Origin of the sequence: Agrobacterium sp. 719_389, assembly GCF_900188475.1 — a bacterium.
GTDB classification, from domain to species: Bacteria; Pseudomonadota; Alphaproteobacteria; order Rhizobiales; family Rhizobiaceae; genus Agrobacterium; species Agrobacterium radiobacter.
Genome location: NZ_FYEM01000002.1, coordinates 433,130 through 454,272, shown reverse-complemented (window position 1 = coordinate 454,272; position 21,143 = coordinate 433,130). Strand labels below are relative to the sequence as shown.

General features: G+C 61.2%; 16 protein-coding genes. 1 reads left to right on the top strand and 15 read right to left on the bottom strand.

What is annotated here, in order from left to right:
• Positions 1–15: 15 nt before the first annotated feature.
• The 15 genes from CFB10_RS05815 to CFB10_RS05745 all read right to left on the bottom strand — a co-directional run bounded on the left by CFB10_RS05815 (position 16) and on the right by CFB10_RS05745 (position 18,652).
• A complete protein-coding gene (locus tag CFB10_RS05815) occupies positions 16–1,560 on the bottom strand; it encodes an ABC transporter substrate-binding protein (protein WP_020011927.1) in 1,545 nt (514 codons plus the stop codon).
• A gap of 36 nt (positions 1,561–1,596) precedes the next feature.
• Positions 1,597–2,433, bottom strand: a complete 837-nt coding sequence (locus tag CFB10_RS05810) for a serine hydrolase (protein ID WP_026363979.1) — start codon at positions 2,431–2,433, stop codon at positions 1,597–1,599.
• A gap of 13 nt (positions 2,434–2,446) precedes the next feature.
• On the bottom strand, positions 2,447–4,081 hold the full coding sequence (locus CFB10_RS05805) for an ABC transporter ATP-binding protein (RefSeq protein WP_020011929.1): 1,635 nt from the start codon (positions 4,079–4,081) through the stop codon (positions 2,447–2,449).
• Positions 4,078–4,896: an ABC transporter permease gene (locus CFB10_RS05800; protein ID WP_020011930.1), complete on the bottom strand. Its 819-nt coding sequence runs from the start codon at positions 4,894–4,896 to the stop codon at positions 4,078–4,080. The genes CFB10_RS05805 and CFB10_RS05800 overlap by 4 nt, the downstream gene beginning before the upstream one ends.
• Positions 4,893–5,837 carry an ABC transporter permease gene (locus CFB10_RS05795; protein ID WP_026363980.1) on the bottom strand — a complete coding sequence of 315 codons (945 nt, stop codon included), beginning with the start codon at positions 5,835–5,837 and terminating at the stop codon, positions 4,893–4,895. The genes CFB10_RS05800 and CFB10_RS05795 overlap by 4 nt, the downstream gene beginning before the upstream one ends.
• Before the next feature lie 180 nt (positions 5,838–6,017).
• A complete protein-coding gene (locus CFB10_RS05790) occupies positions 6,018–6,923 on the bottom strand; it encodes a LysR family transcriptional regulator (protein WP_020011932.1) in 906 nt (301 codons plus the stop codon).
• A gap of 115 nt (positions 6,924–7,038) precedes the next feature.
• Positions 7,039–7,983, bottom strand: a complete 945-nt coding sequence (locus CFB10_RS05785; protein WP_020011933.1) for an isoaspartyl peptidase/L-asparaginase family protein — start codon at positions 7,981–7,983, stop codon at positions 7,039–7,041.
• 45 nt (positions 7,984–8,028) lie between these two features.
• Positions 8,029–9,567 (bottom strand): hydantoinase/oxoprolinase N-terminal domain-containing protein, encoded by a 1,539-nt coding sequence (locus CFB10_RS05780; protein ID WP_020011934.1) that lies wholly within the window; start codon positions 9,565–9,567, stop codon positions 8,029–8,031.
• Positions 9,564–10,640, bottom strand: a complete 1,077-nt coding sequence (locus tag CFB10_RS05775) for a DUF917 domain-containing protein (protein ID WP_020011935.1) — start codon at positions 10,638–10,640, stop codon at positions 9,564–9,566. The genes CFB10_RS05780 and CFB10_RS05775 overlap by 4 nt, the downstream gene beginning before the upstream one ends.
• Before the next feature lie 114 nt (positions 10,641–10,754).
• Positions 10,755–12,350 (bottom strand): ABC transporter substrate-binding protein, encoded by a 1,596-nt coding sequence (locus CFB10_RS05770; protein ID WP_020011936.1) that lies wholly within the window; start codon positions 12,348–12,350, stop codon positions 10,755–10,757.
• Between the two features lie 42 nt (positions 12,351–12,392).
• Positions 12,393–13,526 (bottom strand): DUF917 domain-containing protein, encoded by a 1,134-nt coding sequence (locus CFB10_RS05765; RefSeq protein WP_020011937.1) that lies wholly within the window; start codon positions 13,524–13,526, stop codon positions 12,393–12,395.
• Positions 13,519–15,075: a hydantoinase/oxoprolinase N-terminal domain-containing protein gene (locus CFB10_RS05760; RefSeq protein WP_026363981.1), complete on the bottom strand. Its 1,557-nt coding sequence runs from the start codon at positions 15,073–15,075 to the stop codon at positions 13,519–13,521. Before CFB10_RS05760 ends, CFB10_RS05765 begins: the two co-directional genes overlap by 8 nt.
• Before the next feature lie 17 nt (positions 15,076–15,092).
• A complete protein-coding gene (locus tag CFB10_RS05755; protein ID WP_020011939.1) occupies positions 15,093–16,739 on the bottom strand; it encodes an ABC transporter ATP-binding protein in 1,647 nt (548 codons plus the stop codon).
• Positions 16,740–16,742: 3 nt separating this feature from the next.
• The gene (locus tag CFB10_RS05750) at positions 16,743–17,624 is read right to left on the bottom strand and encodes an ABC transporter permease (protein ID WP_020011940.1); all 882 of its coding nucleotides are present in this window, start codon (positions 17,622–17,624) and stop codon (positions 16,743–16,745) included.
• Complete coding sequence (locus CFB10_RS05745) at positions 17,624–18,652, bottom strand: ABC transporter permease (RefSeq protein ID WP_003500503.1); 1,029 nt, start codon at positions 18,650–18,652, stop codon at positions 17,624–17,626. Before CFB10_RS05745 ends, CFB10_RS05750 begins: the two co-directional genes overlap by 1 nt.
• Positions 18,653–18,788: 136 nt before the next feature.
• Between CFB10_RS05745 and CFB10_RS05740 the strand changes: the two genes are divergently transcribed.
• Positions 18,789–21,140 (top strand): LuxR C-terminal-related transcriptional regulator, encoded by a 2,352-nt coding sequence (locus tag CFB10_RS05740; RefSeq protein ID WP_020011941.1) that lies wholly within the window; start codon positions 18,789–18,791, stop codon positions 21,138–21,140.
• The last annotated feature ends 3 nt before the right edge of the window (positions 21,141–21,143 follow it).

Genomic DNA, 21,143 nt, shown 5'->3' with positions numbered 1-21,143 from the left:
CGCGGGCATGGTAGATCAGTTGTCGACCGAGACTTCCCAGAGACGGGCGTTCGACTGCCAGACCGGCTGGCCCTTCAGTTTTTTCGTCGCGCCCCAGACATCGACCATGTCGTAAAGGAAGATGCCCGGCATTTCCTTCAGCATCAGTTCGTGAAACTCGTCGAAAATCTTCTGGCGCTTGGTCTGATCGGCCTCGACATAAGCCGCCTTCATCAGTTCGATCGCCTTCGGATCATCCCACATCAGCGATGCGTTCTTATCCTTGTTGCCGACATAGAAGGCGTACATCAGTGCCGGGTCGAGACGCGGAGCGACCGACTGCGAGATCACCTGATAATTGCCGGAACGACGGCGATCGACCTGCGTGGCATAGTCCAGTACCTCGATCTGCACGTTGAGACCCGCCTGCTGCATCATCGCCTGCGCCATCACCGCAGCCGGGAAACTCGGCACGTTGCCGCGCTTGTTGGCGATGATCGAGATCGGCTCGCCCTTGTAACCGGCTGCCTCCAGCTCCTTCTTGGCCGCTTCGATGTCATAGGCCGGGCGCTTCTTCTGGGTCTCGTCGAAATAGACCGAGTCCTGCGAGACCATCGAGCCGTTGGCTTCGCCCGTACCGTTCGATGCAGCAGCAACCAGTTCGTCGAGATCGAGCGCCATCGCCATGGCGCGGCGCACGCCGGGATTGCTCAGCACCTTGTCGCGGGTCTGGATGTAGAACAGGTTCTTGCCGTTGTTGCGGGCGACGATGAGCTGCATCTTTTCGTTGGTCTTGAACTCCGGAATGAGATCGGGAGAAATCTCGGCCGTATCGAGCACGCCGGATTCAAGGCCCGCCTTCACCGTCGAAGCATCTGGAATGACCATGAACTTGATGCCGTCGGCCAGCGGCCGCTTGGAGCCGACCATGCCATCCGGCTTGCCGTCATTTGCCGGCGAAACATAATCGGCAAATTTGGAAAGACGGATATATTCGCCTTTCTTCCACTCGTCCCACTGGAACGGCCCTGTCCCGATCGGCTTGACGAAGCTGCCATCGGCAGCAACCGATTCCGGCGAGATCATGCCGGTATAACCGCATTCCGGTCGCGACATGAGGCCAAGGAAAACGCCAGACGGCTTTTCAAGCGTGATCTCGACCGTGGATGCATCGGTGGCCTTGACGCCGGTGACGTGAGCGGCCCCGCCCTCCGCAAAATCGTTGAGGCAGGTCCATTTTGTTTCCGGTTTCAGATAACGTGTCCAGTTCCATACGACATCTTCCGCGGTGAGCGGCTTGCCATTGTGGAATTTCACATCCTTGCGCAGCTTGAACGTATAGGTCAGGCCGTCAGGCGCAACCTCGACGCTTTCGGCAAGAAGCGGCTTCACCTCGCCGGCATTGTTATAACCGACAAGGCCTTCGACGATGTGCAGGATCACCCCATCCGTATTGCCGTCGCGGTTCACGCCCGGATTGTTGCTGCGCAGATCCGAGCTTTGCGCAATGGTGATATCGCGTGCAGCGGCGATATTGGCGGTCATGAGCAGGGCAACGCCTGCGAGAAGAAGTTTTTTCACTGTTCTACCCTCATTGTTGTCGTTGATTGTGAGTGATTAAAAGCCATCCCAGCAGGCCTGCGCCAGCCGGCCGATCGTTTCGAGCGCGATGGTATAGCCCGGCGTGCCGTCAGGCATGGTTTGCGGCACATCATCCGTATAGGCGGTGATGATGAAGGCTGGCGCGCCATTTCTGTAGACGATGCCGGCATCCATGCGCCCACGTTTGCCGCGGCCGCTCTTGCTCGCCACCACGGCCTCGAAAGGCAGGCGGGAGCGAATTCCATAGCGCAATATCTGGTTTTTCAGCGTCTGCATCGCCCACTCGCACAATTGCGGGCTGCAGCCGAGCTTTGCCTGCGCCTCTGGCGAAGATTGCGCATCGAGAATGGTCTGAAGCAGCAGAACCTGGTCCGCCGCCGAGGTGGTGGTAACGGTCTTCAGCGGATGATCGGCCGCGAGCGCCAAGGGCGGAATGAGGAAACGGTGGTGCGTGTTGGCCATGCCGAGCGCCTTGCAATAGCCATCCACTTCTTCCAGCGTCAGCCGTTCCAGCACCATCTTGGTGCAGACATTGTCGCTCAGCACCATCATGCCGGCGACGGCATCGCGAAGCGAAATGACGATGCCCGGCGTCATATAACGGAACATGCCGCTCGCCACTTCTTCCGCCAGCCGCTTTTCATAGGTGACGGGCTGGTCGAGGTCGATCCGCCTTTCGCTGGCCGCCTTGAGCACGGCCATCATGATCGACGTCTTGCGGGTGCTGCCCGATGGCGTCTCCTCGTTTTCTCCCCGCCCGATCTCTTCGCCGGTCAGGAGATTGCGCACCATGAATCGCGTCACGAAAGGCTGTGCATCACAGATAGCATTCAGTTGGGCAGCCACAGTCATTATCATCTTCCTGTTAAACTTCTTCTTCCAGACGCCATTTCAGTGTCACACCGCCCTTTTCATTCTGGTCGAGGGCGGGAATGGCCGAGAGGAGCCGGCGCGTATAGGCCTCTCTCGGGCTGTCGAAAATCGTGTCGCGGTCGCCCTCTTCGATGATGCGGCCGTCCTGCATGACGACGACACGGTCCGCCACCTGTTCGACCACGCCGAGATCGTGGCTGATGAACAGGCAGGAAAAGCCGTAGCGTTTCTGCAGATCGGAAAAGAGATCGAGCACCTGCGCCCGCACCGTCACGTCGAGCGCGGAAACCGGTTCGTCGGCGATAAGAAACCGCGGACGACGGGCAATGGCGCGGGCAATGGCCACGCGCTGGCGCTGCCCGCCGGAAAGCTCATGCGGGTAACGGGCGGCATAGTCAGCGCCAAGCCCCACCTCTTCCAGCGTTTCCAGCGCCCGCTTGCGCTTGGCGGCCTCGTCGAGACCGGGCACGAGGCGCAGAGCCTCCTCCACCAGCGCCTGAATGGTCATGCGCGGATCGAGCGAGGAATAGGGATCCTGAAACACCATCTGGCAGTTCAGGCGATAGTCGTTCCAGTCCTCGTTGCGCTCGCGGCCCTGAAAGCGGATATGCCCTTCGCTCTCCTGCACGAGCCCCGCGATAGTCCGGCCAAGCGTCGTCTTGCCGGAACCGGAGCCGCCAACGAGCGCCACGACTTCGCCCTCGTGAATGTCGATGCTGACGCCATGCAGCGCCCGCTTTGATTTGGCCTTTTTCAGCAGAGATTTGCGGCCGGCATAATCGACGACGATATCGCGCGCCGAAACCATCGGTGCTTTGGACGTGTCGATGCTGCGCGGCTCGCCGCGGAATGGTAGGGAGGAAAGCAGCTTTTTCGTATAGGGATGCTGCGGCGCATCCAGCAGGTCTTCGGTACGGCCCTGTTCGACGATTGCGCCTTTTTCCATCACCACGATGCGGCTGGTATAACGGGCCACCATCGGCAGATCGTGGCTGATGAGGAGAACGGCAGTGCCTTCCGCCCGCGTCAGCTCGACCATCAGTTCCATGACATCGCGCTGGATGACCGCATCGAGCGCCGTTGTCGGTTCGTCGGCGATCAGCAAAGCGGGTTTCAGGAGCATGACAGACGCCAGCATGATGCGCTGGCGCATGCCACCGGAAAACTCATGCGGATACGCCGTCAGCGCGCCTTCGGGGTCGCGGATGCCCACCCGCCGCAGCATGTCGAGAATTTTCTCGCGGCGCTCTTCCGGGGACAGTTTCGTGTGAAGGATCAGGCCTTCTTCCAGCTGCCGGCCGATTGTCATCGACGGATTGAGAGAGGTCATCGGCTCCTGGAAAACGACGCCGATCTCCGCGCCGCGCAGGCGTCGAAGCTCCCTGACCGGCAGGGACATCACGTCCTTTCCCTTGTAAACGACCGATCCGCCGGTGACGGCGATCGCCGGAGGCAGAAGCGAGATGAGCGCGCGGGTTGCGAGCGTCTTTCCCGAGCCGCTTTCACCGACGATGCCGAAAATTTCACCAGGCGCAATATCGAAGGAGACATCCTTGACCACCCGGTGGCCGGTTCTGGCGACTTCGAGCGAAAGACCGCGAACGGTGAGAAGTTTATTATCAGTCATTTGAGACCTCTCATGCGCGGGTCAAGCCTGTCGCGCAGGGCATCGCCCAGAAGATTAATGCCGAGCAGTGTCAGCGCGATGCAGAGACCGGGGAAAAGCCCGAGCCAGACGGCCTGCTGGATGAAGGGCCGGCCGGCGGCCAGCATGTTGCCCCAGGTGGGGGCCGGCGGCGGCACACCGAGGCCAAGGAAGGACAGCGCGCTTTCCGACAGGATGGCCCAGCCGAACATGGAGGTGGCGAGAACCGTGATCGGCGCTATGCAATTGGGCAGGATATGGCGGAACATGGTGTAAATCTCACCATTGCCCATCACCAGCGACGCCTCGATAAATTCCCGCTCACGCAGAGAAAGCACGGCGCCGCGCACCACGCGGGCCATGGATGGTGTATAGGCGATGCCGAGTGCGAAGATGATGCCGTACTGGTTTGCGCCGAAAACCGCGAGAAGGCCGAGCGCCAGCAGAATGCCGGGAAAGGCCAGAAGCGCATTGTTGATGGCCATGATGACGCCATCCACCCAGCCCCGCGCATACCCGCTGACGAGACCGATCAGAGTGCCGCAGATCGTCGCGAAGCTGACCGTCAGGAAACCGATCCAGACGCTGGCGCGCGCGCCGACCATCAGCCGGCTCAAAACGTCGCGCCCGAATTCGTCAGTGCCGAGAAGATGGCTGGCACCGGGTGCGGCCAGACGCGAGGCAAAGCCGAGCTTCATCGGGTCATAGGGTGTCCAGAACAGGCCGGTCACGGCGGTGATGAGCAGGAGGGCAATGAGAAAGCCGCCGATAAGCCCGTTGAGTGTGAATTTTTTCATTCGGCAACCACCCGCGGATCGAAGAGGGGATAAAGAAGGTCCACGAAGAGGTTGACCAGCACGTAGGACAGGGAAACGAACAGCAGGCATCCCTGTATGACGGGGTAGTCGCGCGCGAAAATACTGTCGACCATTAGCCGTCCAAGACCGGGAATGGTGAACACCGTCTCGATGACGGCGATGCCGCCGAGAAGATTGCCGAGGATGAGGCCGATCATCGTCCATGTCGGGCCAAAGGCGTTCTTGAAGGCGTGCCGCCAGAGAACCGCGCTTTCCGAAAGACCCTTGGCGCGGGCATGGGTGATGTAATCCAGCCGCAGCACTTCCAGCGTCGAGGCGCGCGCCATGCGGATCAGGACGCCCATTTCATGGATCACCAGCGTCATGACAGGCAGGACGAGATAGAGCATGCCGCCGACCAGATTGTCGCTGATCGACACATATCCCAGCACCGGCAGCCAGCCGAGCTTGAGGCCGAAAAACAGAAGAAGCAGAAGGCCCAGCCAGAATGTCGGAATGGACAGCAGCAGTGTTGCCGTTCCCACCAGCGCAAGATCGGTCAGACTGTTCTGCTTCCAGGCGGCGATCACGCCAGCCGGAACCGCAATCAGGCTGGCGAGCAGCACGGCAACCACAACGATCTCGGCGCTGACGAGGAAGCGCGACACGACCAGCGGCAGCACCGGCTCGTCATTGACGATGGAGCGGCCGAAATCGCCCTGCACCACATTGCCCGCCCAGATGACGAACTGCTGCGGCATGGACTTATCGAGGCCGAGTTCGGTCCTCATGGCTTCGACCTGTTCCGGTTGCGCCATGTCGCCCAGCATCAGGGCAGCTGGATCGCCCGGAATGAAGCGGATGAGCGCAAAGACCGTGATCGACACGAATGCGATCGTTGGCAGCGCCATCAAAAGACGGCTCAGTATGAATCTTATCATCGGTTCCCCACGATTGATGGCCGGGATTAGCGCCCCGCCTCTATCGGTTTCGTTGCTGGCGACTATGACGGATTGATAAATAAGGCGCAATATTATGCATAAACGTCATATATCTATGCAGAATGACGGCGCGTTTGATCCTGATGAGGACAATGAGATTTTCCGCCCAAAATCCCGTTTTCAGTCGATTTTTTGCGAAAGCTGAATTTCCCGCTTCAGGGCATCGCTCAGCGCCTGTGCCGCGATGGACAAGGGTGCGCCGGAGGCGCGGGCAAGACCGAACTCCTGCGTCGCCTGGGGAACGAATGGCCGGGCGACAACGGGAAGGTGCCTGTAGAGGTTAGCATAAAAACTGCTGATAATCGTCACTCCCAACCCATGCGCCACATAGGCGCAGGCGGAACTGTTGGTGTGGGTCTCGATCTTCACCATCGGCTTGACGCCGGCCTTTTTGAAAACCTGATCGAGCGCCATGCGGTTCGGCCGCTGGCGGCCGATCAGAATGAGCGGAATGTTGCGCAGGTCCTTGACGGTGATTTCGTCAAGCGCGGCCAGCGGATGATCCTCCCGGACCACACAGACGCTTTTGCCGGTCGCAACACGCTCGACATCGATGCCCGGGCCAATCTCGCCCTCCATCCGCAGGAAACCAAGATCGATCACCCGCTCGCCGACAAGCTTGTTGATGGCGGTCGTCGTTTCGAAAAATGTCTCGATGCGAACGCCGGGAAAATCCCTGACATAATCGATCAGCATGGCGGGCGCGAAATTTTCCCACATGCTGCTCGGCAGGCCGATACGGACGATTTCCGGGCCAGCCGCGCCATTGCGCAGATCCTCGGCGTGGCCGGACATGCGATCGACCGCAAGCAGTACGTTCTCCGCATCCCGCGCAAGCAGCACCGCCTCCGGTGTCGGGATCAGCCGCCCCTTGTCACGGGCAAACAGCGTCAACGACAAATCCGCCTCAAGCTGCGCCAGAAGCCGGCTGATGCCGGACTGGCTGAGCCCCATCGCCTTGGCAGTGGCGATGGTCGAGCCGGTGGAAAGAAGCGTGCGCAGAACTTCGAGCTGCTTGATGTTCATGAGGCCAGCACCATGGGTGAAGAGACGAGCCGGTTTCGGTTCTGACGTTTTGCCGCCGTTGAGCCTAGATGTCACCGTTTTTTTGGCGTCGCCAGGTAGCCGGTATGGTTGCCGGCTACAATTCCACCTCATAAATCCTGTCGTGGGTGGCCACGCATGCCTCTCCTGATGGCGTCACCCAGCCGCGGAACATGCCGGGGGTATTGTAAGGTGAGGCAATGCCACCTTCGGCATCGATCGCAACGAGACCGGCACCGATCTCATAAGGCGCCAGATCCTTGTGGACGAGATTGCCGGCGGCGGTTTCCAGATCCTGCCCGAGATAGGCAACGCGGGACGCGATCTCGTGGCCGACGACATAGCGGATGAAAAACTCACCCTTGCCCGTGCCTGAAACGGCGCAGGCGCCGTCACGCGCATAGGTGCCGGCCCCGATCACCGGGCTGTCGCCAACCCGCCCATCCGGCTTGTTGGTGTAACCGCCGGTCGAAGTGGCCGCCGCGAGATGCCCCGCAGCATCAAGCGCCACCGCGCCGACCGTCCCGTGCTTTTCGTTTTCCGTCGCTTCCGTGCCTGTGGCGGCATGGCGCTTCATTGCCGCCAGCGCTTCAAGGCGCTTTTGCGTGGTGAAATAGGATTGAGGCTCAGTGGTCAGACCCTTTTCCTTTGCGAAGCGGTCAGCCGCCTCACCCGTCAGATAGACGGCACGTTCATCCGCCATCAGCGCACGGGCCGCTTTCACCGGGTTGCGAATGGCGCGGGAGGCGCTGATCGCGCCCGCCGCCAGTGTGGCACCGTCCATGATCGAGGCATCGAGTTCGTGAATGCCGTTCTCATTGAGGGCCGCGCCATGCCCCGCATTAAAATGCGGGCTGTCCTCCATGACGACGACCGCCGCCTCGACCGCTTCAAGCGCGGTTCCGCCAGCCTTCAACACGCCGTAACCGGCGCGCAGCGCCGCTGCCAGATGGTGGCGCGCAGCTGCCCACTCCTCTGAAGTCATGCTGTCTTCCGGCATCACGCCGCAACCACCGTGAATGGCCAGTGCGATCTTCGTCATTTGCTCACTCCCTCGTCGCCCCGCCATCGGCAGGGCCTCTTGCCATCAATGAAAGGCGATATCGCCGATAACGCGCACGCGGACCCTCCGCGCACCACCCGGAAGATAGGCGATCGGAATATCCTCCACCTCAAGCGTCTTGAGGCTTCCCCGCTCCGCGCCGGATGCGACCGCCGCGTTCTGCGCCTCGGTCTCGGCTTTCGCAAGGGCGTCGTCGCGGCTCAGACCGGAAAAGACCTGATCGACTTCGCCGGAAACCTGCGCCATAGCCGCGCCCAACGCATTGGCAACGCCGGCATTTTCCACGCGCAGCACTTCCGATGCGCCCGGGACCGTTTCGGGGATCAGGAACGCCCCGCCGCCGACCGCCACCAGCGGCACGTCTTCGGCAGACGTCTTCATCTGGTCGAAGCTGTCGGCCACCATGTCACGGATGCGTTGGAGCGAGGCCTGCACGAAAGCCGGGTCGAGGTCTTTCACACGGTCCCGGTCACCCATTTCGATCAGGCCCGCGGCCACCGCAATATCCGATGTCGTCAGCGTCTTGCCGCCGAAGACAAGCGCTTCCGTCAGGATACGATAACCGACCGAGCGCGGACCGATCTTGCCGGTCTCACGGTCGACGATGGTGCCGCCACCGAGCGCAATCGGCAGAAGATCGGGCATGCGGAAAAGGGTGCGCACCCCGCCAATATGAACGATATTGTTCGCCTCACGCGGGAAACCGCCGACAAGGCAACCGATATCGGAGGTGGTGCCGCCGACATCCACCACCATGGCATCGGAAAGCCCGGTGAGGAAAGCAGCGCCGCGCATCGAATTGGTCGGGCCGGAGGCGAAGCTGTGCACGGGGTTTGCAGCAGCGACATCCGCGAGCGCCACGGTGCCGTCGTTCTGGGTCAGATAGAACGGCGCCTTAACACCGGCCTCGCGCAGCGCATCCGAAAATGCCTGAACAGTGGTCTTGCCGAGCGTTTGCAGCGCTGCATTCAGAAGGGCGACATTCTCGCGCTCCAGAAGCCCGATACGGCCGAGCGTGTGGGAAAGCGTGATGCGTGCATCGGGAATCACCGAACGGACGATTTCCGCCGCCCGCACCTCGCACTCCGTGGTCAGCGGCGAGAAGGTCGCCGAAATGGCGATGGAGGTAATGCCCGCATCGCGGATTTTCATCGCCGCTTCACGGATTTCGTCCGGGATCATCGGCACCAGCGGGCTGCCGTCGTATTCATGGCCGCCATGAACCATGAAGATCATTGGATCGACGGCCTCGTGCAGATCCTTCGGCCAGTCGCACATGGGCGGCAGCGAAGAGCCGGTCGGCAGCGCGATGCGGATGGCCGCGACCCGCTCCAGTCGGGCGCGCTCCACCACCGCATTGGTGAAATGCGTCGTGCCGATCATCACCGCGTCGATTGGGCGATCCGCCGCGCCGACATGGCCCGCCACATGGCTCAATGCCGCCTTCACGCCGGACAGGACATCCTGCGTGGTCGGAACCTTGATCGAGGCTACGATGGCGTCTCCATCGATCAGAACGGCATCCGTATTGGTGCCGCCAACGTCAATACCGATGCGTTTCATGGGAATACCGATCTGAAATCAATGTCATAACCGAAGGCGCGTGGGCCAACGGCGGCGATGCCGGCAGGCGTCGTCAAGAGTTCCGGCGCCGGCAGGGCGACAACCGTGACACGCTGGCCATAACGCACCGATTCCGTGCCGATGGCGCTGCCCGAAACAGTATCGAGAAGGCAAAGCAGATCCGGCGTCATGGCGACCGGCTGGCCATCGCGGAAGGCGACCGCCCATTCGTTCTGGAAGGCCAGCTCCATGCGCGAACCCCGGTCGGCCTCGATACCTTCAATGGTCGTGCTGCCGCGCAGGAAGCCGCCGGTGGTCTCGCGGGCGACATCCACCACCTTACCACGGAACAGCTGCTTGCCGCCCTCATGGTCGAGAACCGCCTGAACCGGATCGTCATGGCGCGCACGCGCCTCCATCACCGCGCGCCCGAGTTCGGTCGCCTTGGTGACGGTGTAATGAATGCCCCATTCCTTCACTTCCTTGCCGGTGCGCGGCGCCTTGCAGGTGGCGGCGGTGGAGCCGACTTCGGTACAGACCTTGCGCGAGATGCGCTCCATCCACTTCCATGAAGCCGCGCGCGTCACGATCACCTCATTGTCGCGTACATCGACCAGCGACAGCGGAAACATCGGCAGATTGCCGATGGCGAAGGACGTCATCTGCGCTTCGGGATAGGCGCGTCCCATGGCATCGGCATTAACGACCGGCCGGTCGAGCATGGCGGCGGCGAGGAAAGACGACAGTGCGTTCGAACCGCCGATTTCAACGCTCATGATCGCCCGGAACGGCTTGCCGAGATAATCCTCCATGACCTCGACAGCGCGAGCCAGATGAACGGGGTCTCCCAGCCGTTCCTGACCGACAAGCGGCGCGCCCATCTTGGAGACGACGGCAACCATGTCGTCATCGGCGAGCGCCATGGGATCCATGACCTTCACGCGTCTGCCCTCGGCATAAAGACGGCGCAGATTGAGCGTCGAGATATAGGGATTGCCTCCGCCGCCGGTTCCCAGAATCCAGGCGCCGGTGGCAAGAGGTTCGATATCGTCTTCGGAAAATTCCTGGATCATGCGTCATCCTCGGGCATGCCGCAGCCGTTCCGGCGCAAGCGATGCTCCTTCCCTTTGAAGTTCCATGTCTCATCGGCCCCGCCCTCAGGCGGGACCGGTTTCATGCGGCGGAAATCACTCCGCCTTGCAGTCCCAATGGAAGTTGGAGAAGTTCAGGTCCCAGCTCTGCATGGGAATGAACTCGTAACCCTGAAGGCACTTGTTCGCCGCATAACGGCGGTTCGGCGCAACGGCCCAGACGTCAGGCTGAAGATCAGCGATCTTCGTCTGCAGTTCCTTGTAGGTGGCGTTCTGCTCGCCGACATCGGTGGTGGCGCGGACCTTGTCGATCAGCCCGTCGATTTCCGCGTTCTGCAGCCATTCCATCGACATCCAGGTGCCGGAGGCCTTGGAATGGTACTGGTTGTAGAACATCGCATCCGGCGACGGATAGGTGGGCGAGATGTTCACCTGCGTCGATGCGGGCGTCGTTTCAGGCTTGGAGGACAGTTCAACGATTCGGTTCCACGGCTCCGGCTTGATATCGAGCGTAATGCCGATCTGCTCGAGGCTGGACTGCAAAAGCAGCGCCACTTCCGCCTCGAAGGCCAGCGAAGCGACATAGCTGTTGACGAGCGTTATCTTCTGGCCGGCATATTTCGACTTCGCCAGCTCTTCCTTCGCCTTTTCCAGATCGTAGACGCCGGGCTGGATATCGCCGTTATGTGCGTCCTTGAAGGCGTCGGAGAGCGGTCCCTGCATGTCGAAACCGGGATAGATCACTTCCTGGATCGTCTTGTAATCCGTCGCATAGGCAATGGCGCGGCGAACATGAACATCGTCGGTCGGATAGACCTTGGTGTTCAGCTTGATGACGAAACCGCCAGCGGTGCGGGTCTGGATCAGCTTGTAACCCTTCATCCGGCCGATGGATTCATAGGTGTCGTTGCCAAGACCGTGCGAGGAAAGGCCAAGTTCACCCTTTTCCGCCAGTGCCTTCACGGTGGCGTCGTCGCTCGTCTGGACGAAGCGTACTTCGTCGATCGGCTTGCCCTTGGTCCAGCCAAGGAAATAGTCCGCATTGCGGGCAATGACCATATCGGCAGAACGGTTGTAGCTGACGAGCTTGTAGGGGCCGGAACCGGCGGAATGTTCGCCGACATAGGCCTCGCCCCATTTGTCTTCGGGCTTGGCATTGGCTTCGATGAGCGTCTTGTTCAGCGCCATCATCAGCGGCGTCGCCGCCATGAAGGGCGAGAACTGACGTTCGATCTTCATGACCAGCGTGGCATCATCAGGCGCGGTAACGTTTTCGGGCTTCAGCACGCCGACGATGAGGTTCGATGGGCCCTTGTTGATGCCGAGCAGGCGCCGCACGGACCAGACGAGATCGGCAGCCTTCACGGCCGTGCCATCCTGGAACTTCGCGTCGTCGCGAAGATGGAATGTGTAGGTCAGGCCGTCTTCAGAAATATCCCAGGACTTCGCCAGATGCGGCACGATTTCGCCCTTGGCGTTCACCGTGGTCAGGCCGTCATACATGTTCACGATGGCCATGTAGCCGGTATAGTCAGTCACTTTCGCCGGGTCGAGCGAGCTGAATATCTGCATGGTATTGACCGCGACCGACACCTTGTCTTCCGCAAAAGCAGCGGAAGGAACAAGCGGCAACGCGATTGCCGTGCCGAGCGCAAGCACGGCAAGGCGGGAAGAAAGTCCTGGCATTTTCATTGTCGTTCTCCTCTTTATTGCGGGTCATTTGCCCGCTTATGGTTAGGCAGCCTTGCTGACCGGGAGGGGCAGCGGTGAGAAAGGAATGTCCGGGTAGCCGAACGCGGCCGGTCCAACGACCTCGAGAGCGCGGGCGCTGCGCAGCAGATCGTGGCAGGGGATGGCGATGACGGCCACGCGCTGGCCGTAGCGCAGCACTTCGGTGGTGATCGGATAACCGGTATCGACATCGAGCAGGACGATCAGGTCCGGCACAGTCACTTCCACCTTGCCGTCACGGGTAAACAGCAGGAATTCGTTCTGGATCGCCACGCTCGCCGTCTGGCCCGAGCAATCGTCGAAGCCCGAAAGCTCGACATCACCCACGGCGAAACCGCCGCGCAAATGACGCTTCAGATCGGTGATCTTGCCATTGAAGATGCGTCGTCCGCCTTCAAGCGCGCAGACCGCCGCAATCGGGTCTTCCTGCTGCTTGCGGGCGCGGATCACCGCCTCACCGATGGCGATCGCCTTGGTGTAGGTTTTCGGAATGCCGTATTGGTGCACGTAATGAGCCTGCATCGGCGCGGTCGCCAGCATCGCGCCACCGCCCTGCGAAACGACGCAGGCGCGCGCCATGCGCTCGTGCCAGACTTCGGAAACGGCATGGCTGAAGATGACGGCGTTGCCGTGCAGATCACACATCACCGATGGCGTCGAACTATGCCCGTAGATCGAGAAGGTCGTCATCTGCATTTCCGGGAATGCCCGGCCCATTCCGTCGCAATCGAGGATCGGCAAGCCGCCAAGTGCGGCCGTCACCAGCGGGTTCATCGAGTTCGAGCCGCCGATTTCCTCGCAGACGATGGCATCGACCGGCGTGCGGATCAGCTCTTCCATGGCGCGCAGGCAACGCAGGCCTTCGCGGCCCTCGCGGATGCGCTCCACGCCGACCACCGGCGCGCCGATGCCGCCGATGGACATGCAAAGCGCGTCCGGCTCGATGGCGTCTGTCGCAAGGATCTTCATCTCGTAACCGGCCTTCATGGCCTCGAGTGCAAGCAGCTTGCCCAGATAGGGATTGCCGCCGCCGCCCGTACCGAGAATGCCCGCACCGATTTCCAGCGCGTCAAGATCTTCCCGCGTCAGCGTCCGCAATGCCGCTTCGTCATATTTCAGCTTGCGCGTCTCAGCCATGATTGGCTCCCATTTCTCCAACAACTTTCACATGAATGCGGGTGGCATTGCCGGGCAGATAGGCAAGCGGCATGTCCTCGCGCTCGATGACTTCCAGTGTTTCGGCCAGTGCGCCTGCCGCAATCGCCTTCTCGCGCGCCTCGGTCTCGGCCTCTGCAAGCGCGCTCTCACGCGTGCGCCCCTCGACCAGCGAGAAGACGCGGTCGGTCTCGCCGCTGATCTGCGCGATCGCCGCACCGACGGCATTCGCCACCGCGAAATTCTCAGGCCGGATAACCTCCAGATCACCGATACGGTCAGGCATCAGAATGGAACCGCCGCCAACGGCAATCACCGGCACCGGCGATGACGAGATGCGGCTGCGTTCCACACAGGACTCGAGCATGTCGTTGATCTTGTCGACAGCCGCATCCACAAGCTTTTTGTCGAGGCTGGAAACCAGCGCCTTTTCGCCTACATCCGCCTTGCCGGACGCAACGGCGATATCGGTCGCCGTCAGGGTCGAGCCACCGAAGCAGAGCGCTTCGCGACGAACGCGGTAACCGACGGATTTCGGCCCGACGGTCAGGCCATGATCGCCATTGACCACCAGCGAACCACCGCCAAGACCGATGGAGAAGACGTCAGGCATGCGGAAATTGGTGCGCACGCCGCCAATATCCACCGTCGTGGACGCCTGGCGCGGGAAGCCATGCGACAGCGACCCGACATCGGAGGTGGTGCCGCCGACATCCACCACCACGGCATCCTTGAGGCCGGTGAGGAAGGCGGCGCCGCGCATGGAGTTCGTCGGGCCGGAAGCGAAGGTGAGCACGGGGAAGCCGCGCACCACATCCGCCGCCATCAACGTACCGTCGTTCTGGGTGATGTAGAACGGGCAGGTTATGCCCGCCGCCTTCAGCGCCTCGCCGAAAGCGGCGACGGTGCGGTCGGCGAGCGACAGGAGGCTGGCGTTCATGATCGCCGCACTCTCGCGGGCGAGCAGACCATGCCGGCCGATGTCCTTGGACATCACCACCGGCAGGCCGGGGCAGCGCTCCTGAAGTATCTCTTTCGCCCGCACTTCCATCGCATCATTGATGCCGCTGAAAACGCAGGTGACGGCGGCAGCCTTCAAGCCCTTGGCGCGGATATCGGCGGCGATGCGGACGATTTCGTCCTCATCAAGGGCTGAGATTTCTCGACCGTCGAATTCATATCCGCCCCGAACCTGATACCCATGGTTGCCGACGATTTCTCTCAGATCATCCGGCCAGTCGACCATCGGTGGCAGGCCAGCGCCGGACGGCAGGCCGAGCCGGATGGCGGCGACCTCGTCCATATGCCGCCGCTCGATCACCGCATTGGTGAAATGCGTGGTGCCGATCATCACGGCGCCGATGCGCGCCCTGTCGATGCCCGACGCCTCGATCACCTTTTCAAGGGCTTCGATGACACCGGACGTCACATCTTCGGTGGTGGAGGCTTTCACCCCCGCCAGAACAGTCTTTTCCTGTAACACAACGGCATCGGTATTTGTGCCGCCGACGTCAATTCCAACGCGATACACGTCAGGCTCCTCTTTTATCAATCGGTCGTTTTTACGAGGAAGTGCATACGCTCTTCCTCTGTCACGGTGGGTTTCAGGCGCTCTTCCTCGTCGGTGACGACGGGGATCGCCGCGATCAGGGCGCGTGTATAGGGATGCGACGGCTCAGCGAAGACCGCAGATGTCACCCCCTCCTCGACGATCTCGCCACGTAGCATGATGGCGATGCGCGAACAGAAATTGCGCATCAGCGAAAGGTCGTGCGAGATCATCAGGTAGGTCAGGCCAAGCTCCTCCCGCAGCTGCAGCAGAAGGTCGATCACCGTCTTCTGCACTGACACGTCCAGCGCCGCCGTTGGCTCATCGAGGATGAGGATTTTCGGTTCGGCCGCGAGCGCACGGGCAATGGCGACACGCTGCTTCTGTCCGCCGGAAAGCTCATGCGGGTATTTGCCGAGATAGGATTGTGGCAACCGCACCAGCCCCATCAGTTCCTGCATACGGCTTTCACGCGCAGGCCCATCCATGCCGATGGATTTCAGCGGCAGGGTCAGCGTCTGCCTGACCGTGCGCTTCGGATTGAGGGAAGTGCCCGGATTTTGATAGACGATCTGCGTCAGCCGCTTGCCGCGCCCGGGAGACGGAGCATCAATGACAAGATTGCCGGATGTCGGACGCGAAAGCCCCATGATCATGCGCGCGACCGAGGTTTTTCCAGAACCGGATTCACCCGCAAGACCGAAAATCTCGCCGTCCTTCAGCGTCAGGTTCACGTCGCGCACGGCATGGTAACCGTTGCGTCTGCCGTAAATCTTGTTCAGCCCCTCGATGGTGACGATCGGCGAGCGCGTGCTTTGCGCCAGATCGGTGACGCGCTGGCCATAGAGCGGCGGCACCGCATCCAGCAGCGACCGCGTGTAATCCGCAGCGGGAGCATGCAGGATTTGCGTGCAGGGACCGGTCTCGACGATATCGCCATGGTGCATGACCACGACCCTGTCGGCCACCTTGCGCACGACGCCGAGATTGTGGGTTATCATCAGCAGCGCCATATTTTCTTCGGCAACCAGCTGGTTGATGAGATTGAGAATTTCATCCTGCGTCGTCACGTCGAGCGCCGTGCCGGGCTCATCCGCGATCAGGAGCTTCGGCTGGTGCAGCAGCGCAAGCCCGATCAACACGCGCTGGCGCATGCCTCCAGAAAGCTCGGACGGATAGGCATTCATGACCCTCTCGGTATCGCCTAGCTGCACGCGGCGCAAAACCGCTGCGATACGGGTGCGACGCTCCGCCTTGGACGAGTTGATGCCGTCGCGCTTGTCGGCAAAGCGCATGACATCGTCCAGATGCGTGCCGATCTTGAAGACCGGATTGAAGGAAGACAGCGGGTCCTGCATGATCAGCGAAAATGCCGTGCCCTTCAGCGCCTCGCGTTCCCTTCGCGGCATGGCGAGCACATCCCGGCCATCGATCACGATCGCACCTGATGTGATCGAGGCATTCTTCGGCAAAGTGCCGATGATCGCCTTGGCGGTGACGGATTTACCCGATCCGGTTTCACCGATCAGCGCCACGCGCTCACCAGCGGCAACCGTGAAGGCGACATCGCGCAGCACCTGCCGCGTGCGGCCATAATTGGTGAAGGTGACGTTGAGGTTTTCGACCTTGAGAAGCGGTTCAGTCATGGCTTAGCTTTCCACGTCGAACATGTCACGCAGGCCGTCGCCTAGCAGATTGAAACCCAGCGTCACGTAAAGCACGGCCGCACCGGGGCAGAGGACTTCCCACCAGAAATCCGGCATGAACTGACGCCCGTCGGCAACCATCGATCCGAGATCGGGGGTCGGCGGCTTGACGCCGAAACCGAGGAAGCTCAGCGTCGCACCGAACAGGATGACAAAGGCGGCATCCAGCGTCGTCTTGACCGATATGACCGAGACGCAATTGGGCAGGATTTCGCGAAAGAGAATGTGCAGCGGGCCGGCCCCGGCAAGACGCGCGGCCTCGATGTAGTCTTCAGAGGCGATGGACTTCGATACCGAATAGATCAGCCGCGCATGCCAGGTCCACCACAGAAGGGTGATCGCGATCATGGCGTTCGTCAGCGTCGGTTCCAGGAGGTTGGAGACCGCCAGCGCCATGACGAGCGGCGGCATGGCCAGCATCACATTCGTCAGGCCGCTGATGAGTTTTTCAGTCCAGCCGCCGAAATAACCGGCGATCAGGCCGAGCACCGTGCCGACGGGAACCGAGATACCGAGCACGCCGATGACGAGAAGCAGCGAGACGCGGAGCCCGAAGATGGTGCGGGAAAAGATATCGCGGCCGGCCTTGTCGGTGCCGAACCAGTGCTCCAGATCCGGCGGCATGTGGCGGGCGCGGAAATCGACGACCGCGCCGATATGTTTCGGATAGGGTGTGAGCCAGGGCGCAAAGATCGCCAGAACCAGCACCGACAACAGGATCAGCGAACCGATGACCGCCGCCGGATTGCGGCTGAAGCGATACCACATCATGTAACCGGCGCTTAAGCCCCGATCGGTGGGTTCGAGCATTTTCATATCGGCCATCAGCGAGCCTCCTTGCGGCGCAGGCGCGGGTCGATGATCGAGATCAGGACATCCACGATCAGGTTCGCAACGATGAAGAACAGGCCGGCCACCAGCACCACGGCGGTCACGGCATTGAGGTCTTTCTGAAGGATGGCGTTCAGCCCGTAGGAAGCGAAACCGCCCCAGGCGAAGACCATTTCGATCACGAAGGCATTGCCGATCAGCGAGGCGAATTCGAGCCCCATGATCGTCAGCGGCGCGATGGAGGAGAGCTTCAAGAGATAACGGAAGATGATGACCCGCTCCGGCACGCCGAAGCTTTGCAGGGTCAGCACGTGATCCTTGCGCTGGTTCTCGATCATCGAGGAACGCGTGATGCGGGTGATTTGGCCGATGCCGGCCATGGAGAGCGCAAAGGCCGGCAGCGCAAGGTGCTTCAGCGCATCCAGCACCACATCGAACCGTCCGGCAAGCGTCCCGTCGATCAGGATGAAGCCCGTCGGGCCGCCCTGCCAGCCGAGCGAATGATCGAGCCTGCCGATGATCGGCCAGCCGGAGAGAAAGCGGGCGGCGAGCAATTGCAGCGTGATCGCGAAGAGAAAGCTCGGGATCGTCACGCCGGTGAGCGACAGGATGCGGCCGATATGGTCGAGGGGACGGTCGCGATAGTGCGCGGTGATGACACCAAGCGGGATGGCGACGGCGAACATGAAGATGACCGAGACCAGAACCAGTTCGACGGTGGCGGGAACGGTCTGCGCCAGATCGGTGGTGACCGGGCGCTGGGAAACCAGCGAAAAACCGAGATCGCCGTGCAGGGCGTTTCCGATATAGTCGAGATACTGGGCGGCGAGCGGTTTATCGAGACCCATCTCGCCGCGCAGCGCGTCCACCTGTTCCTGCGTCGCCGCGGGGCCAAGCGCCATGCGGGCGGGATCGCCCGGCACCACGCGGGCGAGAACGAAGATCATGATGGACAGGGCGATCATGACCAGCACGAAAGCGCCGAGCCTGTTCAAAATCGCGACCAGCGGATGTTGCTGCATCGTTGGAACGTTCCTTGTGCATCAGTTGCCTGAGCACAAGTTTTCACCACATGTCCTTTCGAACAATCGCCGAAAGGTATAGTTTTTTGAAAGATGAGTATAGGTTTTCAAGCTTAAATACCCTATCGCTTTGTGAATGACGCTCCTGCCCCGCACCCGCCTCTGCCGCCGCATCGCCAGCGAAACCGCCGGCGTAATCTTCCTGCGCGCTCCGGCCGGCGCGGGAAAAAGCATGCTGCTGGAAATGCTGGCAAAGGAGTTGGGAACGCAGATATGTCGCACGCACCAGCCGCGAAGCGATGATGCCGCAAATGACTGCCTTCTATGGGACGTGCCGGTTTTCGCGCGGGCGGTGCGCATGCCCGCCGCCATTCTGGAAACGGTGCGTTTTTTGGTCATTGCCTGCCGCCCGGATCAACGGATCAGCGGCCTGGCCCGGCAGATCCTGCATCACGGTTCGCTTACCATCGGCCCGGATGAGCTGGCGCTAGGGCGAGATGAAACCGAAAGCCTCCCCCCTCAACAGCGGCGTCTGGTACTGGAGGACTATGCAGGATGGCCGGCCTTCCTGTCGCTCGCCCGGCATCCGGATGAAAAGCTGTGTGCCGACTATCTTCGGGAAAACTACCTGCCGCATCTTTCACCCGCCCAGACGGTTGAGCTTTCATTCTGGCTCGAAAACCCCTCCGCAGAACCCGAGGCGGAATGGACAGAACTGCTGCCGCCCTTCCTGACTGGAACCCCCGAAAATCACCCCACCCTGATACGGCTTCTCACCATGGCTGCGCGAGAACGTCTCGCCACCTTGCAGGCCGGCAGCGCCGTGGTGGAGGTCGCATCGGCTTTTGAAAAGGCGGGACATGCGCTCGCGGCCATGGCGATGCTGCTCGATCGCGGTTACGAGACCCATGCCGCGCAGATTCTTGAACGCGCCCATGGCCGCGAATTGATCTACCGAAGCAGCGTCGATAGGTTTCGCGAGATCATCATGCGGTTTTCGCAGGATATGATCGCAACGAATGAAACCGTGCTCTTTGCCGTCACTCGCGCATTGCTGAAACAGGGCGAATTGCAGCGCGTGCGCCACCTGCTCGGTAAAAGCCTCGGATCGGACTATCTTGATCCGCTGAAAGTGCTCGCCCGTGGTTCGCGGTTTTCCTTCGCCGCCCGCACCTTCCGGCTGAACCTGATGATTGCCGAGGACCTGACGCCCAATGACGCGGTGATAACGCGTCTCGCCGAGTTCATGGCCGATTATCCCATGGACGATCACGGCAAGTGGGCGGCCTATTACAATGCGCTGCTGGAGTTCGAAATTCGCCGCCGCAATTTCCGCGAGGCGGAGGCGGCGGCTGCCCGTGCACTGATCTATCTGCGCAAGATGGGCGGGCAGCCCCTGCTGGAATTCTTCATCCATCTGCATCAGATCGTGCTGCGGCTGATGAGCGGTGATGTGCTTCTGGCGCGCCACGCAGCACAGGAAGCCCGCGCGCGGCTGGAACAGGTGCCGCATGATGCGGTGCAGGAGTTCCGGATGCTGCGGCTGGCGGAAGCCTGCCTTGCCTATGAGGCCGGAAAGCCCCGCGATCTCCTGCATTTCGTCGAACATGAATTCGATCATTTTGCTGCAGCCGAGATATGGCCGAGCCTCATGCAGTTTGCCCTGCATTATGCTTCGCAGGTTTTGATCGACCATTTTCCGATGACCGTTCGTCCGGGCTTTCTCGATGGCTTATGGATTCATCTGTCGGAAGGGCTGCAATTCCACGCGATGATGGAAATCAGGACGGCCCTCGCCTATCAGAATGCCAACCGCTGGGCGGATGCGGCTGCGACCCTTTCCGCGATCCGCATGCCGATGGGCCGCAACTGGGTGGAAAGTGCGCATGACGATCTCTCCCGGCTGACGCGGCGCGATGAAATCGCCTATGTCATGGCCTGGCTGCGCGATGCGGTGCATCTTTTCACGCCGCGCGCCTATCTCTCCCGGCAGATCGACGCAATGATCGCCAATCCCAAGGTCACCAACCGCGAGAAAGTCGCGCTCAGGATATGGCAGAGCTATGCCGCGCACCAGCGTCGCGACAATGCCGCCGCCCGCGCCCATATCCTCACAGCCCTTGAATCGGCAACCCGCCTTGGCTGCAGCGGCGTGCTGTCGGAGGAGCGCGTGTTCCTGTCGCCGCTTCTGAACAATCGCCGCATCCGCAGCTTCATCGAAACCTCTTCCGATGTCCGCACCGCGCTGTCGATTTTCGCCGCCTCGGTGAATTCACCGCAGGCGCGCGCCCTGCATGGCGGGCTTTCGCAGCGGGAAGCGCAGATGCTGCAACTGCTGGCCAGCGGCATGTCGAACAAGAAGATCGCCCAGACGCTCAACATCTCGGAAGTGACGGTGAAGTTTCACCTCGGCAACCTGTTCCGAAAGCTGGATTGCAAACGCCGCGCGGAGGCGATCCGCGCGGCGAAAGCACTGGGCTGGCTATAAGGT